Annotated in this window: 19 protein-coding genes; 12 read left to right on the plus strand and 7 right to left on the minus strand. The window is 72.8% G+C overall.

Annotated elements, in window-relative coordinates:
- Positions 1-398 precede the first annotated feature (398 nt).
- On the plus strand, positions 399-710 hold the full coding sequence (locus Q0R63_RS01620; protein WP_295693017.1) for a hypothetical protein: 312 nt from the start codon (positions 399-401) through the stop codon (positions 708-710).
- A gap of 72 nt (positions 711-782) precedes the next feature.
- On the opposite strand, the gene Q0R63_RS01625 is transcribed toward Q0R63_RS01620, so the two are convergent.
- A complete protein-coding gene (locus Q0R63_RS01625; protein WP_295693019.1) occupies positions 783-1,628 on the minus strand; it encodes a tryptophan-rich sensory protein in 846 nt (281 codons plus the stop codon).
- A gap of 87 nt (positions 1,629-1,715) precedes the next feature.
- Here Q0R63_RS01625 and Q0R63_RS01630 point away from each other — a divergent pair, with 87 nt between their 5' ends.
- On the plus strand, positions 1,716-2,231 hold the full coding sequence (locus tag Q0R63_RS01630; protein ID WP_295693023.1) for a MarR family winged helix-turn-helix transcriptional regulator: 516 nt from the start codon (positions 1,716-1,718) through the stop codon (positions 2,229-2,231).
- 30 nt (positions 2,232-2,261) lie between these two features.
- Here Q0R63_RS01630 and Q0R63_RS01635 read toward each other — a convergent pair whose 3' ends face one another.
- A complete protein-coding gene (locus Q0R63_RS01635; RefSeq protein WP_295693026.1) occupies positions 2,262-2,471 on the minus strand; it encodes a hypothetical protein in 210 nt (69 codons plus the stop codon).
- 41 nt (positions 2,472-2,512) lie between these two features.
- The gene (gene gcvT, locus Q0R63_RS01640; RefSeq protein ID WP_295693028.1) at positions 2,513-3,607 is read right to left on the minus strand and encodes a glycine cleavage system aminomethyltransferase GcvT; all 1,095 of its coding nucleotides are present in this window, start codon (positions 3,605-3,607) and stop codon (positions 2,513-2,515) included.
- A 97-nt stretch (positions 3,608-3,704) separates the two neighbouring features.
- Here gcvT and Q0R63_RS01645 point away from each other — a divergent pair, with 97 nt between their 5' ends.
- The gene (locus tag Q0R63_RS01645; protein ID WP_295693031.1) at positions 3,705-5,291 is read left to right on the plus strand and encodes a leucyl aminopeptidase; all 1,587 of its coding nucleotides are present in this window, start codon (positions 3,705-3,707) and stop codon (positions 5,289-5,291) included.
- A gap of 199 nt (positions 5,292-5,490) precedes the next feature.
- Complete coding sequence (locus Q0R63_RS01650; protein ID WP_295693034.1) at positions 5,491-7,017, plus strand: Na+/H+ antiporter NhaA; 1,527 nt, start codon at positions 5,491-5,493, stop codon at positions 7,015-7,017.
- 30 nt (positions 7,018-7,047) lie between these two features.
- Here Q0R63_RS01650 and Q0R63_RS01655 read toward each other — a convergent pair whose 3' ends face one another.
- On the minus strand, positions 7,048-7,263 hold the full coding sequence (locus Q0R63_RS01655) for a DUF5302 domain-containing protein (protein ID WP_295693037.1): 216 nt from the start codon (positions 7,261-7,263) through the stop codon (positions 7,048-7,050).
- 101 nt (positions 7,264-7,364) lie between these two features.
- Complete coding sequence (locus tag Q0R63_RS01660) at positions 7,365-7,712, minus strand: hypothetical protein (protein ID WP_295693039.1); 348 nt, start codon at positions 7,710-7,712, stop codon at positions 7,365-7,367.
- A gap of 104 nt (positions 7,713-7,816) precedes the next feature.
- Here Q0R63_RS01660 and Q0R63_RS01665 point away from each other — a divergent pair, with 104 nt between their 5' ends.
- The 4 genes from Q0R63_RS01665 (at position 7,817) to Q0R63_RS01680 (ending at position 13,439) form a co-directional block, all read left to right on the plus strand.
- Complete coding sequence (locus tag Q0R63_RS01665; protein WP_295693044.1) at positions 7,817-8,914, plus strand: hypothetical protein; 1,098 nt, start codon at positions 7,817-7,819, stop codon at positions 8,912-8,914.
- 215 nt (positions 8,915-9,129) lie between these two features.
- Positions 9,130-10,509 carry a dihydrolipoyl dehydrogenase gene (lpdA, locus tag Q0R63_RS01670; RefSeq protein ID WP_295693046.1) on the plus strand — a complete coding sequence of 460 codons (1,380 nt, stop codon included), beginning with the start codon at positions 9,130-9,132 and terminating at the stop codon, positions 10,507-10,509.
- A gap of 102 nt (positions 10,510-10,611) precedes the next feature.
- On the plus strand, positions 10,612-12,531 hold the full coding sequence (gene sucB, locus Q0R63_RS01675) for a 2-oxoglutarate dehydrogenase, E2 component, dihydrolipoamide succinyltransferase (protein WP_295693050.1): 1,920 nt from the start codon (positions 10,612-10,614) through the stop codon (positions 12,529-12,531).
- Between the two features lie 11 nt (positions 12,532-12,542).
- Entirely contained in the window at positions 12,543-13,439 is an 897-nt protein-coding gene (locus Q0R63_RS01680; protein WP_295693053.1) for a TIGR01777 family oxidoreductase, read from the plus strand.
- Between the two features lie 87 nt (positions 13,440-13,526).
- Here the strand turns inward: Q0R63_RS01680 and Q0R63_RS01685 are convergent, their stop codons facing one another.
- Positions 13,527-14,972 carry a serine/threonine protein kinase gene (locus Q0R63_RS01685; protein ID WP_295693055.1) on the minus strand — a complete coding sequence of 482 codons (1,446 nt, stop codon included), beginning with the start codon at positions 14,970-14,972 and terminating at the stop codon, positions 13,527-13,529.
- Positions 14,973-15,176: 204 nt separating this feature from the next.
- Between Q0R63_RS01685 and Q0R63_RS01690 the strand changes: the two genes are divergently transcribed.
- Positions 15,177-15,899, plus strand: a complete 723-nt coding sequence (locus Q0R63_RS01690) for a peptidase E (protein ID WP_295693058.1) — start codon at positions 15,177-15,179, stop codon at positions 15,897-15,899.
- Here Q0R63_RS01690 and Q0R63_RS01695 read toward each other — a convergent pair.
- Positions 15,836-17,272, minus strand: a complete 1,437-nt coding sequence (locus Q0R63_RS01695; RefSeq protein WP_295693060.1) for a glycosyltransferase 87 family protein — start codon at positions 17,270-17,272, stop codon at positions 15,836-15,838. The two genes, Q0R63_RS01690 and Q0R63_RS01695, sit on opposite strands and share 64 nt — an antisense overlap.
- Positions 17,273-17,436: 164 nt before the next feature.
- Here Q0R63_RS01695 and Q0R63_RS01700 point away from each other — a divergent pair, with 164 nt between their 5' ends.
- Genes Q0R63_RS01700 through Q0R63_RS01710 form a run of 3 tightly spaced genes read left to right on the plus strand, consistent with a single transcriptional unit; the run spans position 17,437 to position 18,904 of the window.
- Entirely contained in the window at positions 17,437-17,973 is a 537-nt protein-coding gene (locus tag Q0R63_RS01700) for a hypothetical protein (RefSeq protein WP_295693062.1), read from the plus strand.
- Positions 17,970-18,605, plus strand: a complete 636-nt coding sequence (locus Q0R63_RS01705) for a molybdopterin-dependent oxidoreductase (RefSeq protein ID WP_295693065.1) — start codon at positions 17,970-17,972, stop codon at positions 18,603-18,605. The genes Q0R63_RS01700 and Q0R63_RS01705 overlap by 4 nt, the downstream gene beginning before the upstream one ends.
- Complete coding sequence (locus Q0R63_RS01710) at positions 18,602-18,904, plus strand: hypothetical protein (protein ID WP_295693069.1); 303 nt, start codon at positions 18,602-18,604, stop codon at positions 18,902-18,904. Before Q0R63_RS01705 ends, Q0R63_RS01710 begins: the two co-directional genes overlap by 4 nt.
- The last annotated feature ends 65 nt before the right edge of the window (positions 18,905-18,969 follow it).

Consider the following 18,969-nt stretch of genomic DNA (forward strand, 5'->3'; position numbering starts at 1 on the left):
TGCGTCGGGCGGTGATCTCGGTCATGTGGGGTGTGACTGCGACGGCTCAGGAAACTCATCGGGCGCAGAACTCATCGGTCAGCCGAACCGGCCTCGCGGCACGTCCCGACATCTTGGAGCCTAGGGACGGCCACCGACAACGGTCCAGGGGTTAACGCCGATGGTCCCGCGAACAGGTCGGAGCCAGCCGGACGAAAGGTGCCGATCCACGCCGAGCCCGTTCGTGTAGGAGGTGACCGGACGGCGTACCGGCCGTCGGCAGGACTTCAGGAGAGATCTATGGGACGCATCACCGTGACCGAGAACATCACGCTCGACGGCGTCATGCAGGCACCCGGCCACCTCGAGGAGGACATCAGGGGCGACTTCGCCCACGGCGGCTGGGCTACGTCCTGACGTTGTTCCAGCCTGAGGGGCCGGCGCCCTCGGCCGAGGCGCCCGCGCCGGTCATGGCCGCGCTCGACGGGCCGCAGGTCGGCCTCGCCCTCGTGGATGGACTCGACCTCGACGACCGTCACCGCTACCACGCGGTGCGGGCCGACCTGCGCCTGCGCCTCGACCGGCCACGGGACGCTGCGGACGCACTCGACCGGGCGATCGCGTTGTGCGACAACGACTCTGCGGTAAGACTGCTGCGGCGACGGCAGGCGGCATACGGATGTGAGGCGGTGCCGGTCGGGCTGAGATGCACCAGAATGCTGCCGGGCTGAGGTGAAACCGCGGCGCAGACGACGCGGTTTCACCTCAACCCCGGGTGTCCGCAGGCTCAGGCGCCCCGGGGGTCAGGCGGCGGCAAGGGTGCGGTGGGTGCGGGCAGCCGCGGCCAGGACCACGACCGCGGCGACGATGGCGGGCACCGCCGTCGGCGTCGAGTGCAGGTCGGTCGCGCCGAGCCGTCCGGCGGCGATCCAGGCGAGCCCCCAGGCCATCGCGACCGCGACGGACCACCGGCCGCCGAGGCGGACCGCGAAGACGATCCCGAGGGCAGCGGCGACGGCCAGGACGACCACGGCCAGGGCCGCGCCGACCGTGCGGCCCGGGTCGACGTGCGACGCGACGAGGGCGGCGGTGACGTTGGCACAGGTGGCGACGGTGACCCAGCCGAGGTAGAGCCCGAAGGTGCCGTCCACGACCACCCGCTCGGCGATGGACGTCGAGACCAGGGTCGTGAGGCGCCGCACGAGCAGCCCCAGGGTGAGGACCAGGGCGAGGATGACGACGACGCTGGCCCAGATCCAGCCCTGCTGGGTGACCAGCAGCCAGCCGGCGTTGAGAACCATCGACACCGCGGCGAGCCAGCCGGTCGCGCGAGAGCGCTCGGTCGCGGCGTTGCGTGGCAACCACTGCCACACGGTGTAGGCGAGCAGACCGAGGTAGACGACGCCCCAGATCGAGAAGGCCGGCCCGGCGGGGGCGATGAGGGTGGCTTGCGCGGAGAGCGCACCACCGGACGTGCTGGCGACGCTCGTGCCGAGGACGCCGACCCCGACGAGGGTGCCGAAGACGCAGAACACCTCGGCGAGGGTGACCGCGACCTGGCGGATCCGGTCCGTCGACGTCGGTCGTGCGGTGGTCGAACCGCCCGGTCCGGTGGTGGTGCGGCCCGGCGTGCCTGCAGTCGTCGTCATCGTTACCTCCCGGTGGTGGGTATCTCCTCGCCACCGAGAATAACTCGAAAATCGAGAGATAGCGACGGGCGAGGTTATGCTCGGACCATGCCACCCCGCACGCGCCCCGGCACCCGACGCGAGGGCGAGGCGATCGAGGTCGGCCGTTTGCTGCGTCGCCTCCAGGCCGAGGGAGACCGCCTCAACAGCGCCGTCGCGACGCGGCAGGGTGTCAACCAGACCGACATGTCCGCGCTCATGCACATCATGGAGGCCGACCTCGCCGGCCAGCCCCTGACGCCCACCGGGCTGCAGCGGGTCCTCGGGCTGTCCTCCGGCGCGACCACCTCGGTGATCGACCGGCTCGAGGCGGCCGGCCACTCCCGGCGAGAGCGCGACACCACCGACCGCAGGCGTGTCATCCTGCGCTATGACGAGGGCGCGCGCGAGGTGGGGCAGCGCTACTTCGTGCCGCTGGCCCGCGAGATCTCCGAAATCCTCGACGGGCTCTCGGACGACGAGGCGGCCACCGTGCACCAGTTCCTCGCCGGGGTGATCGAGGTGTACGCCAGCCACTCCGCCCGGGTGGGTCGCGGCGAGCACGACGCCGTGCCGCCAGCCTGATCGGCCGGGCGAACGGCATACGGATCTCGGCTATCCGGCGGGGTGGAGGCTCATCGGTCCATAGACGAAGGTGCCGTCCTCGGCCAGGTTGACCGCGTCGACGCCGTCCTCGAGGAGGGTCTCCCACTCCTCGCCGAGCCACGACTCGGCCTCGCTCTGGGTCGGGAAGACCGTGCCGCCGAGCGCGTGCTCGACGGTCGTCCCCTGTGCGTCCACCAGCTGCCAGGTCCAGTCGCTCATGACCCCACTGTAAGCGGCGGCCTCACCCCGGGGCGGGCGGGCTACTGGCGGGCCTGGACCTGCACGAAAGGCGGCTTGACGACGGTCGCCGGGACCGCGCGGCCGCGGACGTCGACGACGACCTCGTCGCCGAGGCCCACCGTCGGGGCGAGCAGCGCCAGGGCGATCCCTTGCTTCAGGGTCGGCGAGAAGGTGCCCGAGGTGACCTCGCCGACCGGCTCGCCACCGACGAGCACGGCACAATGCGCCCTCGGTATGCCGCGGCCGGTCACCAGCAGGCCCCACGAAACGCGCGCCGGCCCGGCCGCCTTCTCCGCGACGAGGGCCTCCTTGCCCCAGAACGCGTCCTTCTTCCAGCCCACGGCCCAGCCGACCCGGGCCTGGACGGGGCTGATCGCGAGCGACAGGTCCTGGCCGTGCAACGGGTAGCCCATCTCGGTCCGCAGCGTGTCGCGGGCGCCGAGCCCGCACGGCATACCGGCGAACGGCGCCATCGCCTCCACGAGCGCGTCCCACAGGGCGGGCGCGTCGTCCCACCGAGGCACCAGCTCGTAACCGCGCTCCCCGGTGTAGCCGGTGCGGCAGATGATGAGCGGGCTGCCCTTCCAGTCCGCCTCGACGAACGACATGTAGCCGTGGCCCGTCGGCAGCCCCAGCGCCGCGAGCACCTCGTCGCTCCTCGGCCCCTGCACCGCGATGACCCCGTATGCCTGGTGCAGGTTCTCGACCACGATCCCCTCGGGCGTGGCTGCGGCCACCCGCCGCACCACCTGAGCAGTGTTGGCAGCGTTGGGGATCAGGAAGATGTCGTCTTCGGCGCGGACGTAGGCGATGAGGTCGTCGACGACGCCGCCGGAGGGGTCGCAGCACAGGGTGTACTGCGCCTGCCCGGGGCCGATCCGTCGCAGGTCGTTGGTGAAGAAGGAGTTGACGACGTCGAGGGCTCCCGGTCCGGTGACCGAGGCCTTGCCGAGGTGGCTGACGTCGAAGATCCCGACCCGCTCGCGGACGGCAGTGTGCTCGGCCACGACGCCACCGGCGGGGTACTCGATCGGCATGTCCCAGCCGCCGAAGTCGGCCACCTTGGCGCCGAGCGCGACGTGTCGGTCGTTGAGGGGCGAGGTCTTCGCGGTCATGGCGCCCACGCTAGCGGCCCGCCGCGGTGACCGAGGGGGTCGGTAGTCTCGGGAGACTTGCCGCGCGCCGCCCATCCCAGACCGAAGGAACTCCTCTGTGCCGAAGACCCCTGCCCGCCGGACCACCGCCACCGCCACCGCCGCCACATCGGGCACGGTCGTCGGCACGGCCCTGAGCGTCTCGATCCGGCCGGCGAACAAGATCATCGTGGACACCCTCGTGGTGGGCGTCACGACCGGTGCCGCCGGGCCCGAGCTCGCGACCGGGCACGGCCTGCCGGCCTCCGTCGCGAAGCACCTCACCGCCTCGTTGAGCGATCTCGGCGCCACCGGTCGGCTCGAGGAGCTCACCCGCTTGGCCCGGGTGCCGGAGGTCGCGGCCAAGGCCGTGCTGCTCGTCGGCCTGGGTACGCCGGGTGACGGCGGCGAGCCAGCCGACGCGCGAGCAGAGCTGCTACGCAGGGCGATCGGCGGTGCCGTGCGCTCGCTCGGCGGCACGACCAAGGCCGCCGTCTGCGTCCCGGGGACGGCGCTGGGCACCGTGACCGCGGTTGCGGAGGGCGTTGCCCTCGGTGCGTATGCCGTGTCCCGGGAAACGACCAACGGCTCCACCCCCGCGCCGGTCACGTCCGTCATCCTCCTCGCGCCCGGCGTCTCGGCGGCCGCCCTGCGTCGGGTCGTCGTGGCGGCGCAGGCGCTGGCCGAGGGCGTCACCTGGTGTCGCGACCTCGTCAACAGCCCCCCGAACCTGCTCTATCCCGAGACCTTCGCCGCGGAGGTGCGCGCACGCTTCGCCGGCACCGGCGTCCGGGTGCGTGTCCTCGACGAGGTGCAGCTCGCCCGGGGTGGCTACGGCGGGATCGTCGGCGTCGGCCAGGGCTCCGCGCGGCCGCCGCGCCTCGTGGTCCTCAGCTATGGCCCGGCTGCCTCCGGCACACCGGTCCGGCACGTCGCCCTCGTGGGCAAGGGCATCACCTTCGACTCCGGCGGCCTGAGCATCAAGCCGCGGGCGAGCATGCCGGCCATGAAGAGCGACATGTCGGGAGCTGCGGCGGTGGCCGGCACGGTGCTCACGCTGGCCCGGCTGAAGGTGCCGGTGCGGGTCACGGCATACCTCGCCCTGGCCGAGAACATGCCCGGCTCCAACGCCCAGCGGGCCGGCGACGTCGTGACGATGCGCGGCGGGATGACGGTCGAGGTGCTCGACCCCGACGCCGAGGGCCGGATGGTCCTCGGCGACGCGATGGCCCTCGCCGGCGAGCAGCACCCCGACCTGATGATCGACATCGCGACCCTCACGGGCGCCCAGGTCGTGGCACTCGACCGGTATGCCGCGGTGATGTCCAATGACGGCGCTTTCTGCGAGCAGGTATGCGCCGCAGCCGGATTCGTGGGTGAGGAGGTCTGGCCGATGCCTCTGCCGGACTACCTCCGGGCGAGCCTCGACACCCCCGTCGCCGACATCGCCCACAAGGGTGGCGCCAACGGCGGCATGCTGGCAGCCGGGCTGTTCCTCAAGGAGTTCGTCGGCACGACCAGCGCCGGCGACCCGATCCCCTGGGCCCACATCGACATCGCCGGACCGGCCTTCAACACGTCAGGACCGTTCGGCTACACGCCGAAGGGCGGCACCGGCTTCGGCGTGCGCACCATGCTGCGGCTGGTGACCGACAGCGCCACCTGACCCTCCCGGGGATGACATCGGGCCGCCCGCTTGTTCAGGGACGGCCCCGACGCGAGACTGCCATCGACCGTCACCCGCGCCAGCCCGACCGTGAAGGCGGTGCATCATCGTCATCCTCCCCTCCACCGCATCCCCGAACGCACCTGACGAGCCGGTCGTCGGCCAGACGCCCCGCGACCCCTCGAGCACCACGTCGTCGTTGCGCGCCTTCCTCGCCACCGAAGCCTCCAGCGCCGGCGTCCTCGTCGTCGCGATCGTCGCGGCTCTCATCTGGGCAAATGTGAGCATCGGCTCCCACGAGTCGTTCTGGCACACGGAGCTCGCCGTCGACCTCGGCGGCAGGGGCGTCTCCCTCGACCTGCGCGACTGGGTCAACAGCGGGCTGATGACCTTCTTCTTCCTCGTCATCGGCCTCGAGGCGCGACGCGAGCTCGACCTGGGTGGCGTGTTCGCCGTCCTCCTCGTGCTGCTCCGGGTGGGGGTCGACCGACCTGCCGTGTATGCCGTGCTGGGGCTCGTCATCTGGTGCGCCCTGCTGATGAGCGGGGTCGACCCGGTCGTGACGGGCCTGGCCATCGGGCTGGCCGGCTCGGCCTTCTCGCCGGCCCGCGACACCCTCGAGCGGGCGAGCAGCCGCTTCCGCAGCTTCCGCGAGCAGCCCACCGCCGAGGTCGCCCGTGACGCGGTCCTGGGGCTGCGTGGGGCGCTCTCCCCCAACGCCCGTCTCCAGCGTTTCTACCTCCCGTGGACGAGCTACGTCATCGTCCCGCTCTTCGGCCTGGCCAACGCCGGGTTCACCATCGACGGGCCCTTCCTCGGGCGGGCGCTGACGTCACCGGTCACCCTCGGGGTGGTCGCGGCCTACGTGCTCGGCAAGCCGGTCGCGGTCCTCGCCGCCTCCTTCGCCGTGATGCGTCTGAGCCGGGGCCGCATCCGCCCGCCGGTCGGGTGGGCCGCGGTCGCCGGCAGCGGCACGATCGCCGGCACCGCCTTCACCGTGTCGCTGCTCATCGCCGCCCTCGCGTTCACCGGACCCGAGCTGGCCGAGGTCAAGCTCGGGATCCTCGTCGCCGCAGTCCTGTCGGTGCTGCTGACGGCCGCCGTCTTCCGGGTCACCGACCTGCTCCCACCGCAGCGGCGGGCCCGTGCCCTGCTCGGACGGGCCGAGCTGCTGCTCGACCTCGAGGTGCCGGTCGACGACGAGCGCGACCACGTCCGAGGCCGCCTCGACGCGGTGGTGACACTCGTCGAGTACGGCGACTTCGCGTGTCCCTACTGCGGGCTCGCCGAGCCGGTCGCCCGGGCCGAGCTGATCGACGACCTGGACGTCCGCTTCGTGTGGCGGCACCTGCCGCTCGGGGACGTCCACCCCCGCGCGCAGCTCGCGGCCGAGGCGGCCGAGGCCGCCGCAGCCCAGGGCGCCTTCTGGCAGATGCATGACCTGCTGCTCCTCCGGCAGGAGCACCTCACCGTGAGCGATCTGCTCGCGTATGCCGAGCAGCTCGGCCTCGACCGTCACCGCTTCCACGAGGACCTCGTCACCCACGCGCATGCCGGTCGGGTCGCGCGCGACGTCGAGTCGGCCGATCTCAGCAACGTCTCCGGCACGCCGACGTTCTTCGTCGACGGGCGCCGCTTCTACGGAACCTACGACCGGCAGAACCTCCGCGCCGCGATCACCGCCGCGCGCGAGCGCCGACTGGCCGCCGGGGGCCGCGCGGGTTGACCCGCGGCGGCCGCTCCGGGCGGGGTCGGCTCAGCCGCCGGACTTGCGCCGGAACATCTGCTGCGCCTTCGCGGGGCCGTGCGCGTCGTGCACCTTCGACTTCTCGCCGTCCTCGGAGACGTCCTTGCCGGCGCGTGTCTGGTTCTTCTTGTCGAGGGCGGCCCGGAACTTCGCCTTCATCTCGTCGGACGGTCCGATCTCCTCGGACGGTCCGCCGGTCCCGCTCTTCTTCGCCTTGCCCGACATGCGGATCCTCCATTGGTGACTGTTAGGTGAACGTGCCGGACCCACGATGTCACCGACCCGGCATACGGACCAAGCCGGTATGCCGCGAGCCGAGGCCCGCGTCAGGCCTTGCCTTCCCGGCGCTGCCGGGAGTTCCACTCGCGCATCCGACCGGGGTAGCCGGTGAGGAGGACGTCGTAGACGGGGAGGCCGATCGACGAGGCGGTCTCGAAGGCGGCCCGGCGCGACCCGATGGCCCGTCGCGTCCACTCGCCGTCGGTCGCGATGAGGATGATGCTCTCGGCGCTGACGTTGGTCGCCGGCTCGACGTAGGCCTCGACGCCGCGGCGGGACTCGGCGAACGCCTTGAGGTGCTCCTTGACCGCTTCGAGGTCCACGCCCATGGCGGGCCCGTCGCTGCGGCGCGGGTCCCCGCTGGTGCGTCGACGAAACCTATCGAACAGACCCATGGCGGGAGACTATCTTGCGCGGGCCGCGCCACAGGGTAGGACCCGCGGGACTGAATTCGGCCAAACGCCACCAAACGCCCTCGAGCACCGGCTATTCTTCGCGCGTGAGTGCTCAGGGGGAGTCACGGCGCGGCACCACGCTGCTCGTTGCCGTGATCGTGGTCAGCATGGTGGCCCTGCTCGCCCACCTGTCCCACTACGCCGTCCTCGCAGCCGGTCGTCTCGAGGTCACGACAGCCACTGCGACCCACCCCACGCACGTGCCGGGCCCGTCGGCGAAGCCGGGCGCCCCTGCGACCCCGAAGCCCTCGGCGACCGACGCCACGGACGCCACGGACGCCGTGACGATCCCCGCGAGGTGCACCCGCCGCGACAACCCGCCCACCACGGCGACGTTCCCGAAGGACGACCACTTCTCGCACGACATCACCGACTACGGCGACGGCGCCCAGCTGCAGCGCCTCTATGCCGTGAAGGACCGCCGGCTCGTCCCTCTCGACGGCGCCGGGCCGGTCCGCGACTGCGACACGCGGCTGTGGCAGGTCGTCACGTCGATGACCCCCGACCGGGTCCTCGCCTACGTCGACGAGTTCATGGTCTTCGACGCCAACCTCTCGGCCCCCGCCAGTGCCGACGTCTTCGTCGGCGAGGTCGAGGCCCGCGACGGCACCGATGCCCACTCCTGGCGGCTGGCCATCGCCCCCAACGGCACCGACCCGGTCGACCTGGCGCTCGACGTGGCGCACGAGGTCGGCCACCTCGTCTCGCTGAGCTCCTCGGAGCTCGGCCCCGGCAAGGCCGACAGCTGCACCACGCTGTGGACCGGTCAGGGCTGCCTCTCCGACACCGCCGTCCTCGTGGGCTTCATCGACGACACCTGGTCCAAGGCCGAGGTCCACGAGTGGAACGCGGCGGTCGACCTCACCGACGACGCCGCGTCGCACAAGTCGCTCGCCACCTTCTACACCAAGCACGCCCAGGACTTCGTGACCGACTATGCCGCGAGCGACCCGACCGAGGACTTCGCCGAGACCTTCGCCTACTGGTGCGTCTTCGGGCCCGACAACCCCCTCATGGGCGACTACATGGGTGGCGCCCCCACCGACGGGGCCCAGAAGATCGCCTGGATGGAGCACTCCTCCGGGTTCGTCACGCAGGAGCACGTGGCCGGGTGCGACCGGATGCGCACCCTCACGCACTGAGCGCGCCGACACCCACCGGCACCGCGGCATACAGCGCGGGGAGCGTGCGGCATGCAGCGCGGCGGGCGTGCGGCGGGCGTGCGGCGGGCGTTGCGGCGCGAGCCTGCTTGCGGAGCACCCGCTCGTCAGTGGAAGGATGGCGCCAGACATCCCGGCGCGCGACGCGATCCGTCGCCCCAGGGGACAGCACCGATCCTGCACGAGGGAGCGCACACATGCCGGCTGGCGCCGAGACCACCTATGACGTCGTCGTCCTCGGTGGGGGGAGCGGCGGCTATGCCTGCGCGCTGCGGGCGGCCGGCCTGGGCCTGAGCGTGGCCCTGGTCGAGAAGGCCAAGCTCGGCGGCACGTGCCTGCACCAGGGCTGCATCCCGACCAAGGCGCTGCTCCACGCGGCCGAGGTCGCCGACACCGCCCGGGAGGGCAGCCGCTTCGGTGTCAAGACGACGTTCGAGTCGATCGACATGAGCGGCGTCAACCGTTACAAGGACGGGGTCGTGGCCCGGCTCCACAAGGGCCTGCAGGGACTGGTCTCGGCTGCCACGATCGACTACGTCGAGGGCGAGGGACGGCTCGTCGCCCCCGACACCGTCTCGGTCGGCGAGCGTCGCCTCACCGGACGGCACGTCGTCCTCGCCACCGGCTCCTTCCCGCGCACCCTGCCCGGTCTCACCATCGGCGGGCGGATCATGACCAGCGAGCAGGCCCTCACGCTCGACCACGTCCCCGCCCGGGTCATCGTGCTCGGCGGCGGCGTCATCGGGGTGGAGTTCGCGTCGGTGTTCCGCTCGTTCGGCTCCGAGGTGACGGTCGTCGAGGCCCTGCCCCGACTCGTTGCCGCCGAGGACGAGGGGGCCTCCAAGCAGCTGGAGCGCGCCTTCCGCAAGCGCAAGATCGTCGTCCGCGCGGGGGTGCGCTTCTCCGGGGCGACCCAGCTCGGGGACGTCGTGACGGTCACCCTCGAGGGCGGCGAGACCCTCGAGGCCGACCTCCTGCTCGTCGCGGTCGGGCGCGGTCCGGTCACCGAGGGCCTCGGCTACGACGAGGTGGGAGTGGCGATGGAACGCGGTTTCGTGACGACCGACGCTCGGCTGCAGACCTCCGTACCCGGCGTGTATGCCGTGGGAGACATCGTCCCCGGCCTCCAGCTCGCGCACCGCGGCTTCGCCCAGGGCATCTTCGTCGCCGAGGACATCGCCGGCCTCCAGCCGGCGCCCATCGACGAGACCGGCATCCCGCGGGTCACCTACTGCGACCCCGAGATCGCCTCCGTCGGGCTGACCGAGGCGCAGGCGCGGGAGAAGTTCGCCGACGTCGAGACCTATGAGTACAACCTCGGCGGCAACGGAAAGTCGCAGATCCTCCAGACCGCCGGGTTCGTCAAGCTCGTCCGCGAGAAGGACGGCCCCGTCGTCGGCGTCCACATGGTCGGCGCCCGGATGGGCGAACAGATCGGCGAGGCGCAGCTCATCGTCGGCTGGGAGGGCTTCCCCGCCGACGTCGCCTCGCTCGTGCACGCTCACCCCACCCAGAACGAGGCCCTCGGGGAGGCCCACCTGGCCCTCGCCGGGAAGCCGCTGCACGCCCACGCATGACTCGCTCGACCCGCTCGACCCGCTCGACCGCCTCATCCGTTCGACCCGACCTAAACCGACACCGCGCAACGCTGCTCGCAGCAACCGAAGGAGACTGACCTCATGTCCGAACGCGTGACCATGCCGGCCCTGGGAGAGTCCGTCACCGAGGGCACCGTCACCCGCTGGCTCAAGAGCGTCGGTGACCAGGTCGCGGTCGACGAGCCGCTCCTCGAGGTCTCGACCGACAAGGTCGACACCGAGATCCCGTCGCCGTTCGCCGGCACCCTCCAGGAGATCCTCGTCCAGGAGGACGACACCGTGCCGGTCGGGGCCGACCTGGCCGTGATCGGCGACGGCGCCGCCGCGCCGGCCGAGGCGGCACCCGCAGAGCCGGCCGCAGAGCCGGCCGCAGAGCCCGAGCCCGCGCCGGTCCCGGATGCCCCGTCGACCGAGCAGCCTGTCGCGGCCGAGACCTCGGAACCGGAGGCCGCTGCTGCGGCGCCGGCCCCGGCACCGGCTGCTGCTCCGGCTGCTGCTCCGGCGCCTGCCGCGACTCCCCCAGCCGCCGCGGCCCCCGCTTCCTCGGATGCCGGCCAGACGGTCACGATGCCCGCCCTCGGCGAGTCCGTCACCGAGGGAACCGTCACCCGGTGGCTCAAGGCCGAGGGTGACGGGGTGGCCGTCGACGAGCCGCTGCTCGAGGTCTCCACCGACAAGGTCGACACCGAGATCCCCTCCCCCTATGCCGGCACCCTGAGCAAGATCCTCGTCGGCGAGGACGAGACCGTGCCCGTCGGAGGCGACCTCGCCGTCATCGGCGGGTCCGCTGCGGCATCGACACCTGCCGCCGCACCGACACCCGCCGAAGCACCTGCGCCCGCCCCTGCTCCCGCACCCGCCCCGGCCCCAGCTCCCGCGCCGGCTCCCGCACCGGCTCCCGCACCGGCTCCCGCACCGGCCCCGGCTCCGGCCCCGGCTCCCGCACCGGCCCCTGCTTCCGCACCGGCCCCTGCTTCCGCACCGGCCCCGGCTGCGGCGCCCACGCCTGCGCCCGCCGCCCCCGCCGCCCCCGCTGCCCCCGCTGCCGATGGCGACGCCGCGGCATACGTGACCCCGTTGGTGCGCAAGCTCGCTGCCCAGCACGACGTCGACCTCGCCTCGATCACGGGGACGGGCATCGGCGGGCGGATCCGGAAGCAGGACGTCCTCGAGGCGGCCGAGGCCGCGAAGGCCCCCGCGCCGGCTCCCGAGGCTCCGGCCGCACCCGCTGCCGCCAGCACGGCCAGCACCGCCCCCGCCGCCGCGAAGCCCGATGTCTCCGCCAAGCGCGGGACGACGGAGAAGATGTCGCGGCTGCGCAAGATCATCGCCCAGCGCATGGTCGAGTCGCTGCAGGTCTCGGCCCAGCTGACCACCGTCGTCGAGGTCGACCTGACCAAGGTCGCCCGGCTGCGGGCCCGGGCGAAGTCCGAGTTCGAGGCGCGCGAGGGGGTCAAGCTCAGCTACCTGCCGTTCCTCGCGCTGGCCGCGGTGGAGGCTCTCAAGGCCCACCCCAACGTCAACGCCAGCGTCGAGGGCGACATGGTCACCTACCACGGGGCGGAGAACCTGTCGATCGCCGTCGACACCGACAAGGGCCTGATCGTCCCCGTCGTCAAGAACGCCGGCGACCTCAACATCGCCGGCCTGGCCCGGGCGATCGCCGACCTCGCGGACCGCACGCGCCACAACCGGATCACGCCGGACGACCTCGCCGACGGGACGTTCACGATCACCAACACGGGTAGCCGTGGCGCGCTCTTCGACACCCCGATCATCAACCAGCCCCAGGTAGCGATCCTCGGGACCGGCGCGCTCGTCAAGCGGCCCGTCGTCGTCTCGGACGCCGACGGCGGCGAGACGATCGCCGTGCGGTCGATGATGTTTCTCGCGCTCTCCTACGACCACCGCATCGTCGACGGCGCGGACGCCGCCCGATTCCTCGACACCATGAAGAACCGACTCCAGGAAGGACGCTTCGAGGCCTCGCTGGGCCTCTGAGCAACCACACCGTGACCAGCAAGCGCGTCGCCATCTCGGGAGCGTCCGGCCTCATCGGCGGCGCGTTGTCGGCCTTCCTCACGACCCGCGGCGACGAGGTGGTCCACCTCGTGCGGCGCGAGCCGCGCACGGAGAGCGAGATCGTCTGGGACCCGGTCGCCCGGACCCTCGACCCGGCCGCGCTCGAGGGCGTCGATGCCGTCGTCCACCTCGCCGGGGCCGGGGTGGCCGACAAGCGCTGGACACCGGCATACCAGCAGGAGATCCTGCGCTCCCGGTCCGACGGCACCGCGACCATCGCGACGGCCGTCGCGGCCCACGGCGACCGGATCCGCCTCGTCAGCGGCAGCGCCGTCGGCGTCTACGGCTCGGACCGCGGCGACGAGGTGCTGACGGAGGAGAGCGCGAGCGGCGCAGGGTTCCTCGCCGACGTCGTGCGCGCCTGGGAGTCCGCGACGAAGGCGGCCGTCGATGCCGGCGCCTCGGTGGCGATGGCCCGGACCGGGCTCGTCATGTCACCGGCAGCCGGCGCCTTCGCGCCACTCGTCCAGCTGGGCCGGCTCGGCCTCGGCGGACCCCTCGGGTCGGGCAAGCAGTACTGGCCGTGGATCACCCTCGGCGACGAGGTCCGGGCGCTGGCCCACCTCGTCGACCACCCCGACGTGACCGGGCCGGTCAACCTCGTCGGACCGGACCCGGTCCCCCAGATCGAGGTCTCGCGCGAGCTCGGTCGCCAGCTCCACCGGCCGGCCATCCTCCCGGCGCCGGCCTTCGCGCTACGCATCATCGTCGGCGGCTTCGCCTCCGACATCCTCGGCAGCCAGCGCGTCATGCCGACGGTGCTCGCCGCCAGCGGTTTCACGCACGAGCAGTCGACCCTGGCCGCGGCCATCGCGACGCTGCTCTGACGCTGTCCCCCGGGCTGGGGTGAAACCGCGTCATCGATGGCGCGTTCGCACCCCAATCCGGAGGGATGGATTCGGGCCGCTCGGGGGTCAGCTCGCGGCGATCCCCGACAACCGCCACCCCTGGGGCGTCAGCGTCAGGCTGTAGCGGAGGGCGCGCCCCGGATCGGCCGCCTTCGAGGCGATGCTGCCGTCCGACCCGATGACGGAGTATGCCGCCCGCTCGACGACGGCGACGACCTCGCCGCCCGAGCCGGTCGCCGAGACCAGCTGGGCCGTGCGGACCCGGAAGACGAGGCTGGAGTAGGTCGTCTGCTCCTGAGTCAGCTGGGCGATGATCGCGGCGTCGTCGGCATAGGGCCCGGAGCCCTGTATCTCGGCCGCCAGCAGGCGGGCGGGGTCGCGCTGCACCAAGGCGATCGCCCGCGCGTCGACCAGGCCCTGCAGCACCGTGGCCGGCGCGGCCCGGAGCGCGTCGACCTGGCTGGTCGTCGTCGGGGACGGTGTGGCGCTGGTGCTCGGCGCTGCCGAGGTCTTCGGGGGTGGGGTCACGGGATCGTTGGCCGGGCCGAACCGCGAGAGCAGGAACAGGAAGACGACGACGAAGAGCAGCCCGGCGATGAGCACGAGGGTCAGCTTCACCGCAGTCGACAGCGGTCGTCGTGCCGGCGTCCGGGGGACGGGTGGGCGCGCTGACGTGCGAGGGCTGCTCGTCACCTGGGCGGCCGGGTCCGGTCGCCGGGCAGGGAGCCGCACCGGGACCGGTGGCGCGGCGCGGTAGAGGGTTACGGCACTGGCCCGGGCGGTCGGCCGGGTGCTCGGGTCGGGCGCCAGCATCGGGGCGAGGACCTCGGCGAACCGTGGCCCGACCGTGCTCGGGGCGACGGCCACGACGTTGCGATCGGGAGGGTTCTGTCCCCCGGTGAGGGCGAACCACGCCAGCGCGGCCAGCGACCACACGTCGCTCGCCTCGGTCGGCAGGCCTCCGGCCCGCACCTCGGGCGCGATGAAGCCCGGGGTGCTCGAGGAGTCCTGCGGGTGGGTCTCGCCCACGAGCCGGGAGGAGCCGAAGCCGGCCAGCATCGGGCGGCCGTCGTGCGTGAAGAGCACGTTCTCCGGGTCGAGCCCGCCGTGGACGATCCCGGCGGCGTGCAGGTCGGCCAGCGTGGTCGCCAACGGGGTCATGACGGTCGTCACCTCGCCGGGCTCGACGGCACCGCGCTGCCCCACGAGCTCGGCGAGGTTGCCCCCGTCGGCGAGGTCGAGGACGAGCGCGACAGTCCCCCCGACCAGCGGCAGCGCTTCACGGAGGTGGACGACGTGGTCGCCGGAGACCCGCCGCTGGATGGCCTGGACCCGGGCGGCCAGCGCCATCACGTAGTCGGCGTCGTGCGCCGCGGGGGAGGTGACCTTGACCGCCTCGTCGCGGCCGGTGGCCGAGGCGCGCGCGGCATACACCGTGCTCGAGGCACCGCGACCGATGACCTCGCGCAACAGGTGCCCGGGCACGATGGGGCGCTGGGTGTCAGGACCCATGCCGTCCACCCCTCGCCGTGGCCTCCCACAGCACGAGACCTTCGTGAACCGTCACGGGTCCATCGTGGCGGATCCGTCGCCGGTGGGTGCCCGACTGTCCACAGCCCCGTCGCGACGGAGCCGGCGTCGTCACGGTGAGCACCGGCTCATCACATCACGGTGCCGGCGCCGCAGGGGGACGACACCACTCCTACACTCCCTCGGATGGCCGACTCCCCCACCATCCTCGCCACCTCGGGTGGCTACGCCGAGCACCCCCGACTGCGGTTCGCCTTCGGCGCGCTCGTCCCGTATGCCGTGGAGCTGAGTGGCGCGCACGGCCGCACGCCGCGGGTCTGCTACCTCGGGACCGCCACGGGCGACTCGACGGACTCCGCGTCGCAACACTCCGAGGCCGCCCGGCTCGCCGGCCTCGAGCTCTCCCACCTGCGGCTCTTCGCGATGCCCAACGTCGACGACGTCGAGGGCCACCTCCTCTCCCAGGACGTCGTCTGGGTGGGCGGCGGGTCGGTGGCGAACCTCCTGGCGGTCTGGCGGGTGCACGGCCTCGACGAGATCTTCCGTCGGGTGTGGGAGTCCGGCGTGGTGCTCGCGGGAGTGTCGGCCGGCTCGATCTGCTGGTATCGCGGCGGCACGACCGACTCGTTCGGGCCGGAGCTGCGGGCCGTGACCACCGGCCTCGGCCTGCTCCCCTACGACAACGGCGTGCACTACGACAGCGAGGCGCGGCGCCGACCCCTCGTCCACCGTCTCGTCGCCGAGGGCGTGCTCGGCGAGACGCACTGCACCGACGACGGCGTCGGCCTCGTCTACCGCGGCACCGAGCTCGTCGAGGCGGTGACCGAGCAGGACGGCAAGAGCGCCTACGTCGTGCGCCGCGTCGACGGCGCCGCGGTAGAGGAACCGCTCGAGGCCCGACGCCTCTGACCGCGTGCGCGGACGACGGTCGCGGCCACCACCACGACCAGGGCCACGACGTAGGAGGCGGTCGAGAAGCCCAGGAGACCCAGGGCGGCATACCCGAGCTGCATCGCCAGAGCGACGGAGATCCACTCCAGCCGGTGGCTGAGCACGGCGAGGACGACCAGCGGCACGGCATACCAGGGGTAGGTCGGGGTGGACCCGAGGAGGAAGACGCCGAAGAGGACGACCGCCGGCAGCGCCGGGTCGCCGGTACGGCCGACGTGCACCACCGCCCAGACGCCGGTGACCACGACGGCGAGGCCCAGCGCGATGGTCAGCCACGGGCCGGTGCCCGGCAGCACGAGCCGCAGCACGGCGGACCGCGAGTCGCCGCCCTCCTCGGAGAGGTAGCCGGGAAGGTACCCGAGGACGAGGGCCCCCGCGACGGCGAGGTGCGGCAGGTAACCGAGGACGACCGTGGCCACCGACGCGACCGGCGCCGGGAGGAGGTCGCGGAACCGGCCCCGCCGCCAGGGGGCCAGCGCGGGCGCGAGGACCAGGGGGAAGAGTTTTGTCGAGGCCGCGAGACCGAGCAGCAGACCCGCCAGCCACAGGGTCCCCCGGCGTCCGCGACGGCTGGTGAACACCCCCAGGGCGAGGACGACCACCGCCGCCGAGACGACGTCGACGTGGGCGCCGTTGCCCGCCTCGATCAGGGCGGTCGGCGACCACGCCCACCAGAGCGCGTCGAGCGGGTTCCCTCCGCGGCGGCGGCGCCAGAGAGCCAGCGCGGCGGCGATCGCGACCGCGAGCAGCGCGCTCCCGACCTGGACGCCCAGCGTGCCGGCCGACCACGGGGTCACGGCCGCGACGGCCGCGAACCAGGCCTGTGCCCCGGGCGGGTAGATCGTGGGCACCCGCGGCCGGTTGATCAGGGTGCGGGGGTCGTCCTTCGCGCGCGGGAGCAGCTCCGCCTTCGTCCTCGGGAGCGGCTCGGTGAGATAGCCCGAGCGGTCGCCGGGACCGAGGCCGGGGAAGAGGAGCGGGTCGCGGAGCCGGGCGAGTCGGTCGTCGAGCGGCGCGTAGCGGTAGGGCGAGGTGCCCGAGAGCTGGACCCGACCGTCCCACACGTAGCGGTAGGAGTCGGTGCTCGTGCGCGGCGGCTCGAGGATGCCCGGCAGCTGGGCCACCGCGGCGGCGAGGACGACCGCGACGACGGCGCCCCGAGCCGTGCCGGGAACCCGGCCGCGGCGCGTCCACCACGTGACGAGGAGGGTGACGACCCAGAGGACCGCGAGGGCGACGAGGAGGTGGTAGCGGCCACCGTCGACGGCGACCCGGGCCACGACGACGGCGTAAGCCGCGGTGACCACCGCCGTGCCCAGGACGACCCGCATGCGCCCACTCTGCCCTGAGCGGCGTCCCGCCGCGCCACCCCCCGGCGCTACGTGGTCGCGCCGTCATCAGCCGGTAAGCCGACGGGCCCACGCAGCGCCGATGTCATGGCGCGGTAAGGCGCTCGACCGTCCGCGCCGGACCGCCCGGCCCTACCGTCGATCCCATGAGGCCACCGCACCCCCCGAGGACCGCTGACTTCCGGTCACCGCTGCACGGGCCGCGGGTCACCGCCCGCCTCGGCGTGTGGCTGGGTTCGGCGTTCGTCGTCTGCTTCGTCACGGGCCTGATCAGCCACTACCACCAGCACCCGCTGCCGTTCTTCGTGATCCCCCCGGACCCGGCGTGGGGCTTCCAGGTCAGCCAGGGCATCCACGTCGCCGCCGGCACGGCGTGCTTCCCGCTGCTGCTGGCCAAGATCTACTCCGCCTACCCCCGGCTGTTCGAGCGGCCGCTCGTCCCGAGCCCGCTCAAGGCCCTGGAGCGCGGCTCCATCGCGGTCCTGGTGGCCAGCTCCTTCCTCCAGGTCGTGACCGGGATCATCAACGTGGCGCAGTGGTACTCCGTCTTCGGCTTCGGCTTCATCCAGGTGCACTTCGCCTTCGCGTGGATCGCCATCGGGTCGCTGAGCGTCCACATCGCCGTGAAGCTGCCGGTGATCCGCGAGGCACTCACAACACCGCTCGACGCGGTGCACGAATGACGCTGGGAGAGAGGGGCCCCGACCTCACGCCGGCCCAGGTCGCCGGTGACCGGCGGTGGTTCATCCGCGGCGCGCTCGGGGCGTCGGCGGTGACCGCGCTACTCACTCTCGGGTCGACGGTGCCGTGGCTCGAACCGATCTCGCTCCTGCGCTCGCGGCGACCGAGCACCAGCCCCAACGGCATACCGATCAACCGGACGGCCCTGGCCGCCAAGGTCACCCAGGTCGCCGAGGCGGACTGGCGGATCACCCTCACCGGGCCCTCCGGCGCCCGCGACGTCGGCCTGGCCGAGCTGCTGGCCATGCCGCAGAGCAGCGCGGTCCTCCCGATCGCCTGCGTCGAGGGCTGGAGCGCCACCACCTCGTGGACCGGGGTGCGGATCCGCGACCTGATGGCCGTCGTCGGTGGCCACGACCAGGACGTCGTCGTCGAGTCCTCCGAGACGTCGGGCAGCTATCGCACCAGCACCCTCCCCGCGGTGTATTCCGCCCACCCGGACACGATCCTCGCGCTGCGGATCGGCGGGGCGAGGCTGCCGCTCGACCACGGCTATCCCGCGCGGATCATCGCGCCGAACCGGCCCGGTGTCCTGCAGACCAAGTGGGTCCGACGACTGACGGTGGTGTCATGACCGAACGGGCCACACGTGCGGGCCTGCTCGCGTTCGGACTGCTCCTCGGAGCCTGTGGTCTCTACGCCTTCGTGACGGCCGTCCCGCCGAGCGAGTGGGTGCGGGTCGTCATCTGGCTCGGCGGCGGGGTCCTCGCGCACGACCTGCTGCTGGCTCCGCTCGCGGTCGTCGTCGGGTTCGTCGCGATCCGGCGGGCGCCCGCGCCGGCCCGCCGCTGGGCCCGGTTCGCGGTGCTGGTCCTGGCTGCGGTCGTCATGGTCGCCGTCCCGTTGCTCGCGACCGGCGGGCTGCGGACCTGAGCCCGCGGCATACCCCGGGGGCGGCATACCCCCCCAGCCCCCGGCCCCCCGGCCCCCCGGCCCGC

The organism is Lapillicoccus sp. (assembly GCF_025353065.1).
Taxonomy (GTDB): domain Bacteria; phylum Actinomycetota; class Actinomycetes; order Actinomycetales; family Dermatophilaceae; genus Lapillicoccus.

Excerpts from the sequence above, each read along its gene's own strand:
- Q0R63_RS01625 (WP_295693019.1), bottom strand. The coding sequence starts at position 1,628 with ATGACGACGACTGCAGGCACGCCGGGCCGCACCACCACCGGACCGGGC.
- Q0R63_RS01630 (WP_295693023.1), top strand. The coding sequence starts at position 1,716 with ATGCCACCCCGCACGCGCCCCGGCACCCGACGCGAGGGCGAGGCGATC.
- Q0R63_RS01635 (WP_295693026.1), bottom strand. The coding sequence starts at position 2,471 with ATGAGCGACTGGACCTGGCAGCTGGTGGACGCACAGGGGACGACCGTC.
- gcvT (WP_295693028.1), bottom strand. The coding sequence starts at position 3,607 with ATGACCGCGAAGACCTCGCCCCTCAACGACCGACACGTCGCGCTCGGC.
- Q0R63_RS01655 (WP_295693037.1), bottom strand. The coding sequence starts at position 7,263 with ATGTCGGGCAAGGCGAAGAAGAGCGGGACCGGCGGACCGTCCGAGGAG.
- Q0R63_RS01660 (WP_295693039.1), bottom strand. The coding sequence starts at position 7,712 with ATGGGTCTGTTCGATAGGTTTCGTCGACGCACCAGCGGGGACCCGCGC.
- lpdA (WP_295693046.1), top strand. The coding sequence starts at position 9,130 with ATGCCGGCTGGCGCCGAGACCACCTATGACGTCGTCGTCCTCGGTGGG.
- sucB (WP_295693050.1), top strand. The coding sequence starts at position 10,612 with ATGTCCGAACGCGTGACCATGCCGGCCCTGGGAGAGTCCGTCACCGAG.
- Q0R63_RS01685 (WP_295693055.1), bottom strand. The coding sequence starts at position 14,972 with ATGGGTCCTGACACCCAGCGCCCCATCGTGCCCGGGCACCTGTTGCGC.
- Q0R63_RS01690 (WP_295693058.1), top strand. The coding sequence starts at position 15,177 with ATGGCCGACTCCCCCACCATCCTCGCCACCTCGGGTGGCTACGCCGAG.
- Q0R63_RS01695 (WP_295693060.1), bottom strand. The coding sequence starts at position 17,272 with ATGCGGGTCGTCCTGGGCACGGCGGTGGTCACCGCGGCTTACGCCGTC.
- Q0R63_RS01700 (WP_295693062.1), top strand. The coding sequence starts at position 17,437 with ATGAGGCCACCGCACCCCCCGAGGACCGCTGACTTCCGGTCACCGCTG.
- Q0R63_RS01705 (WP_295693065.1), top strand. The coding sequence starts at position 17,970 with ATGACGCTGGGAGAGAGGGGCCCCGACCTCACGCCGGCCCAGGTCGCC.
- Q0R63_RS01710 (WP_295693069.1), top strand. The coding sequence starts at position 18,602 with ATGACCGAACGGGCCACACGTGCGGGCCTGCTCGCGTTCGGACTGCTC.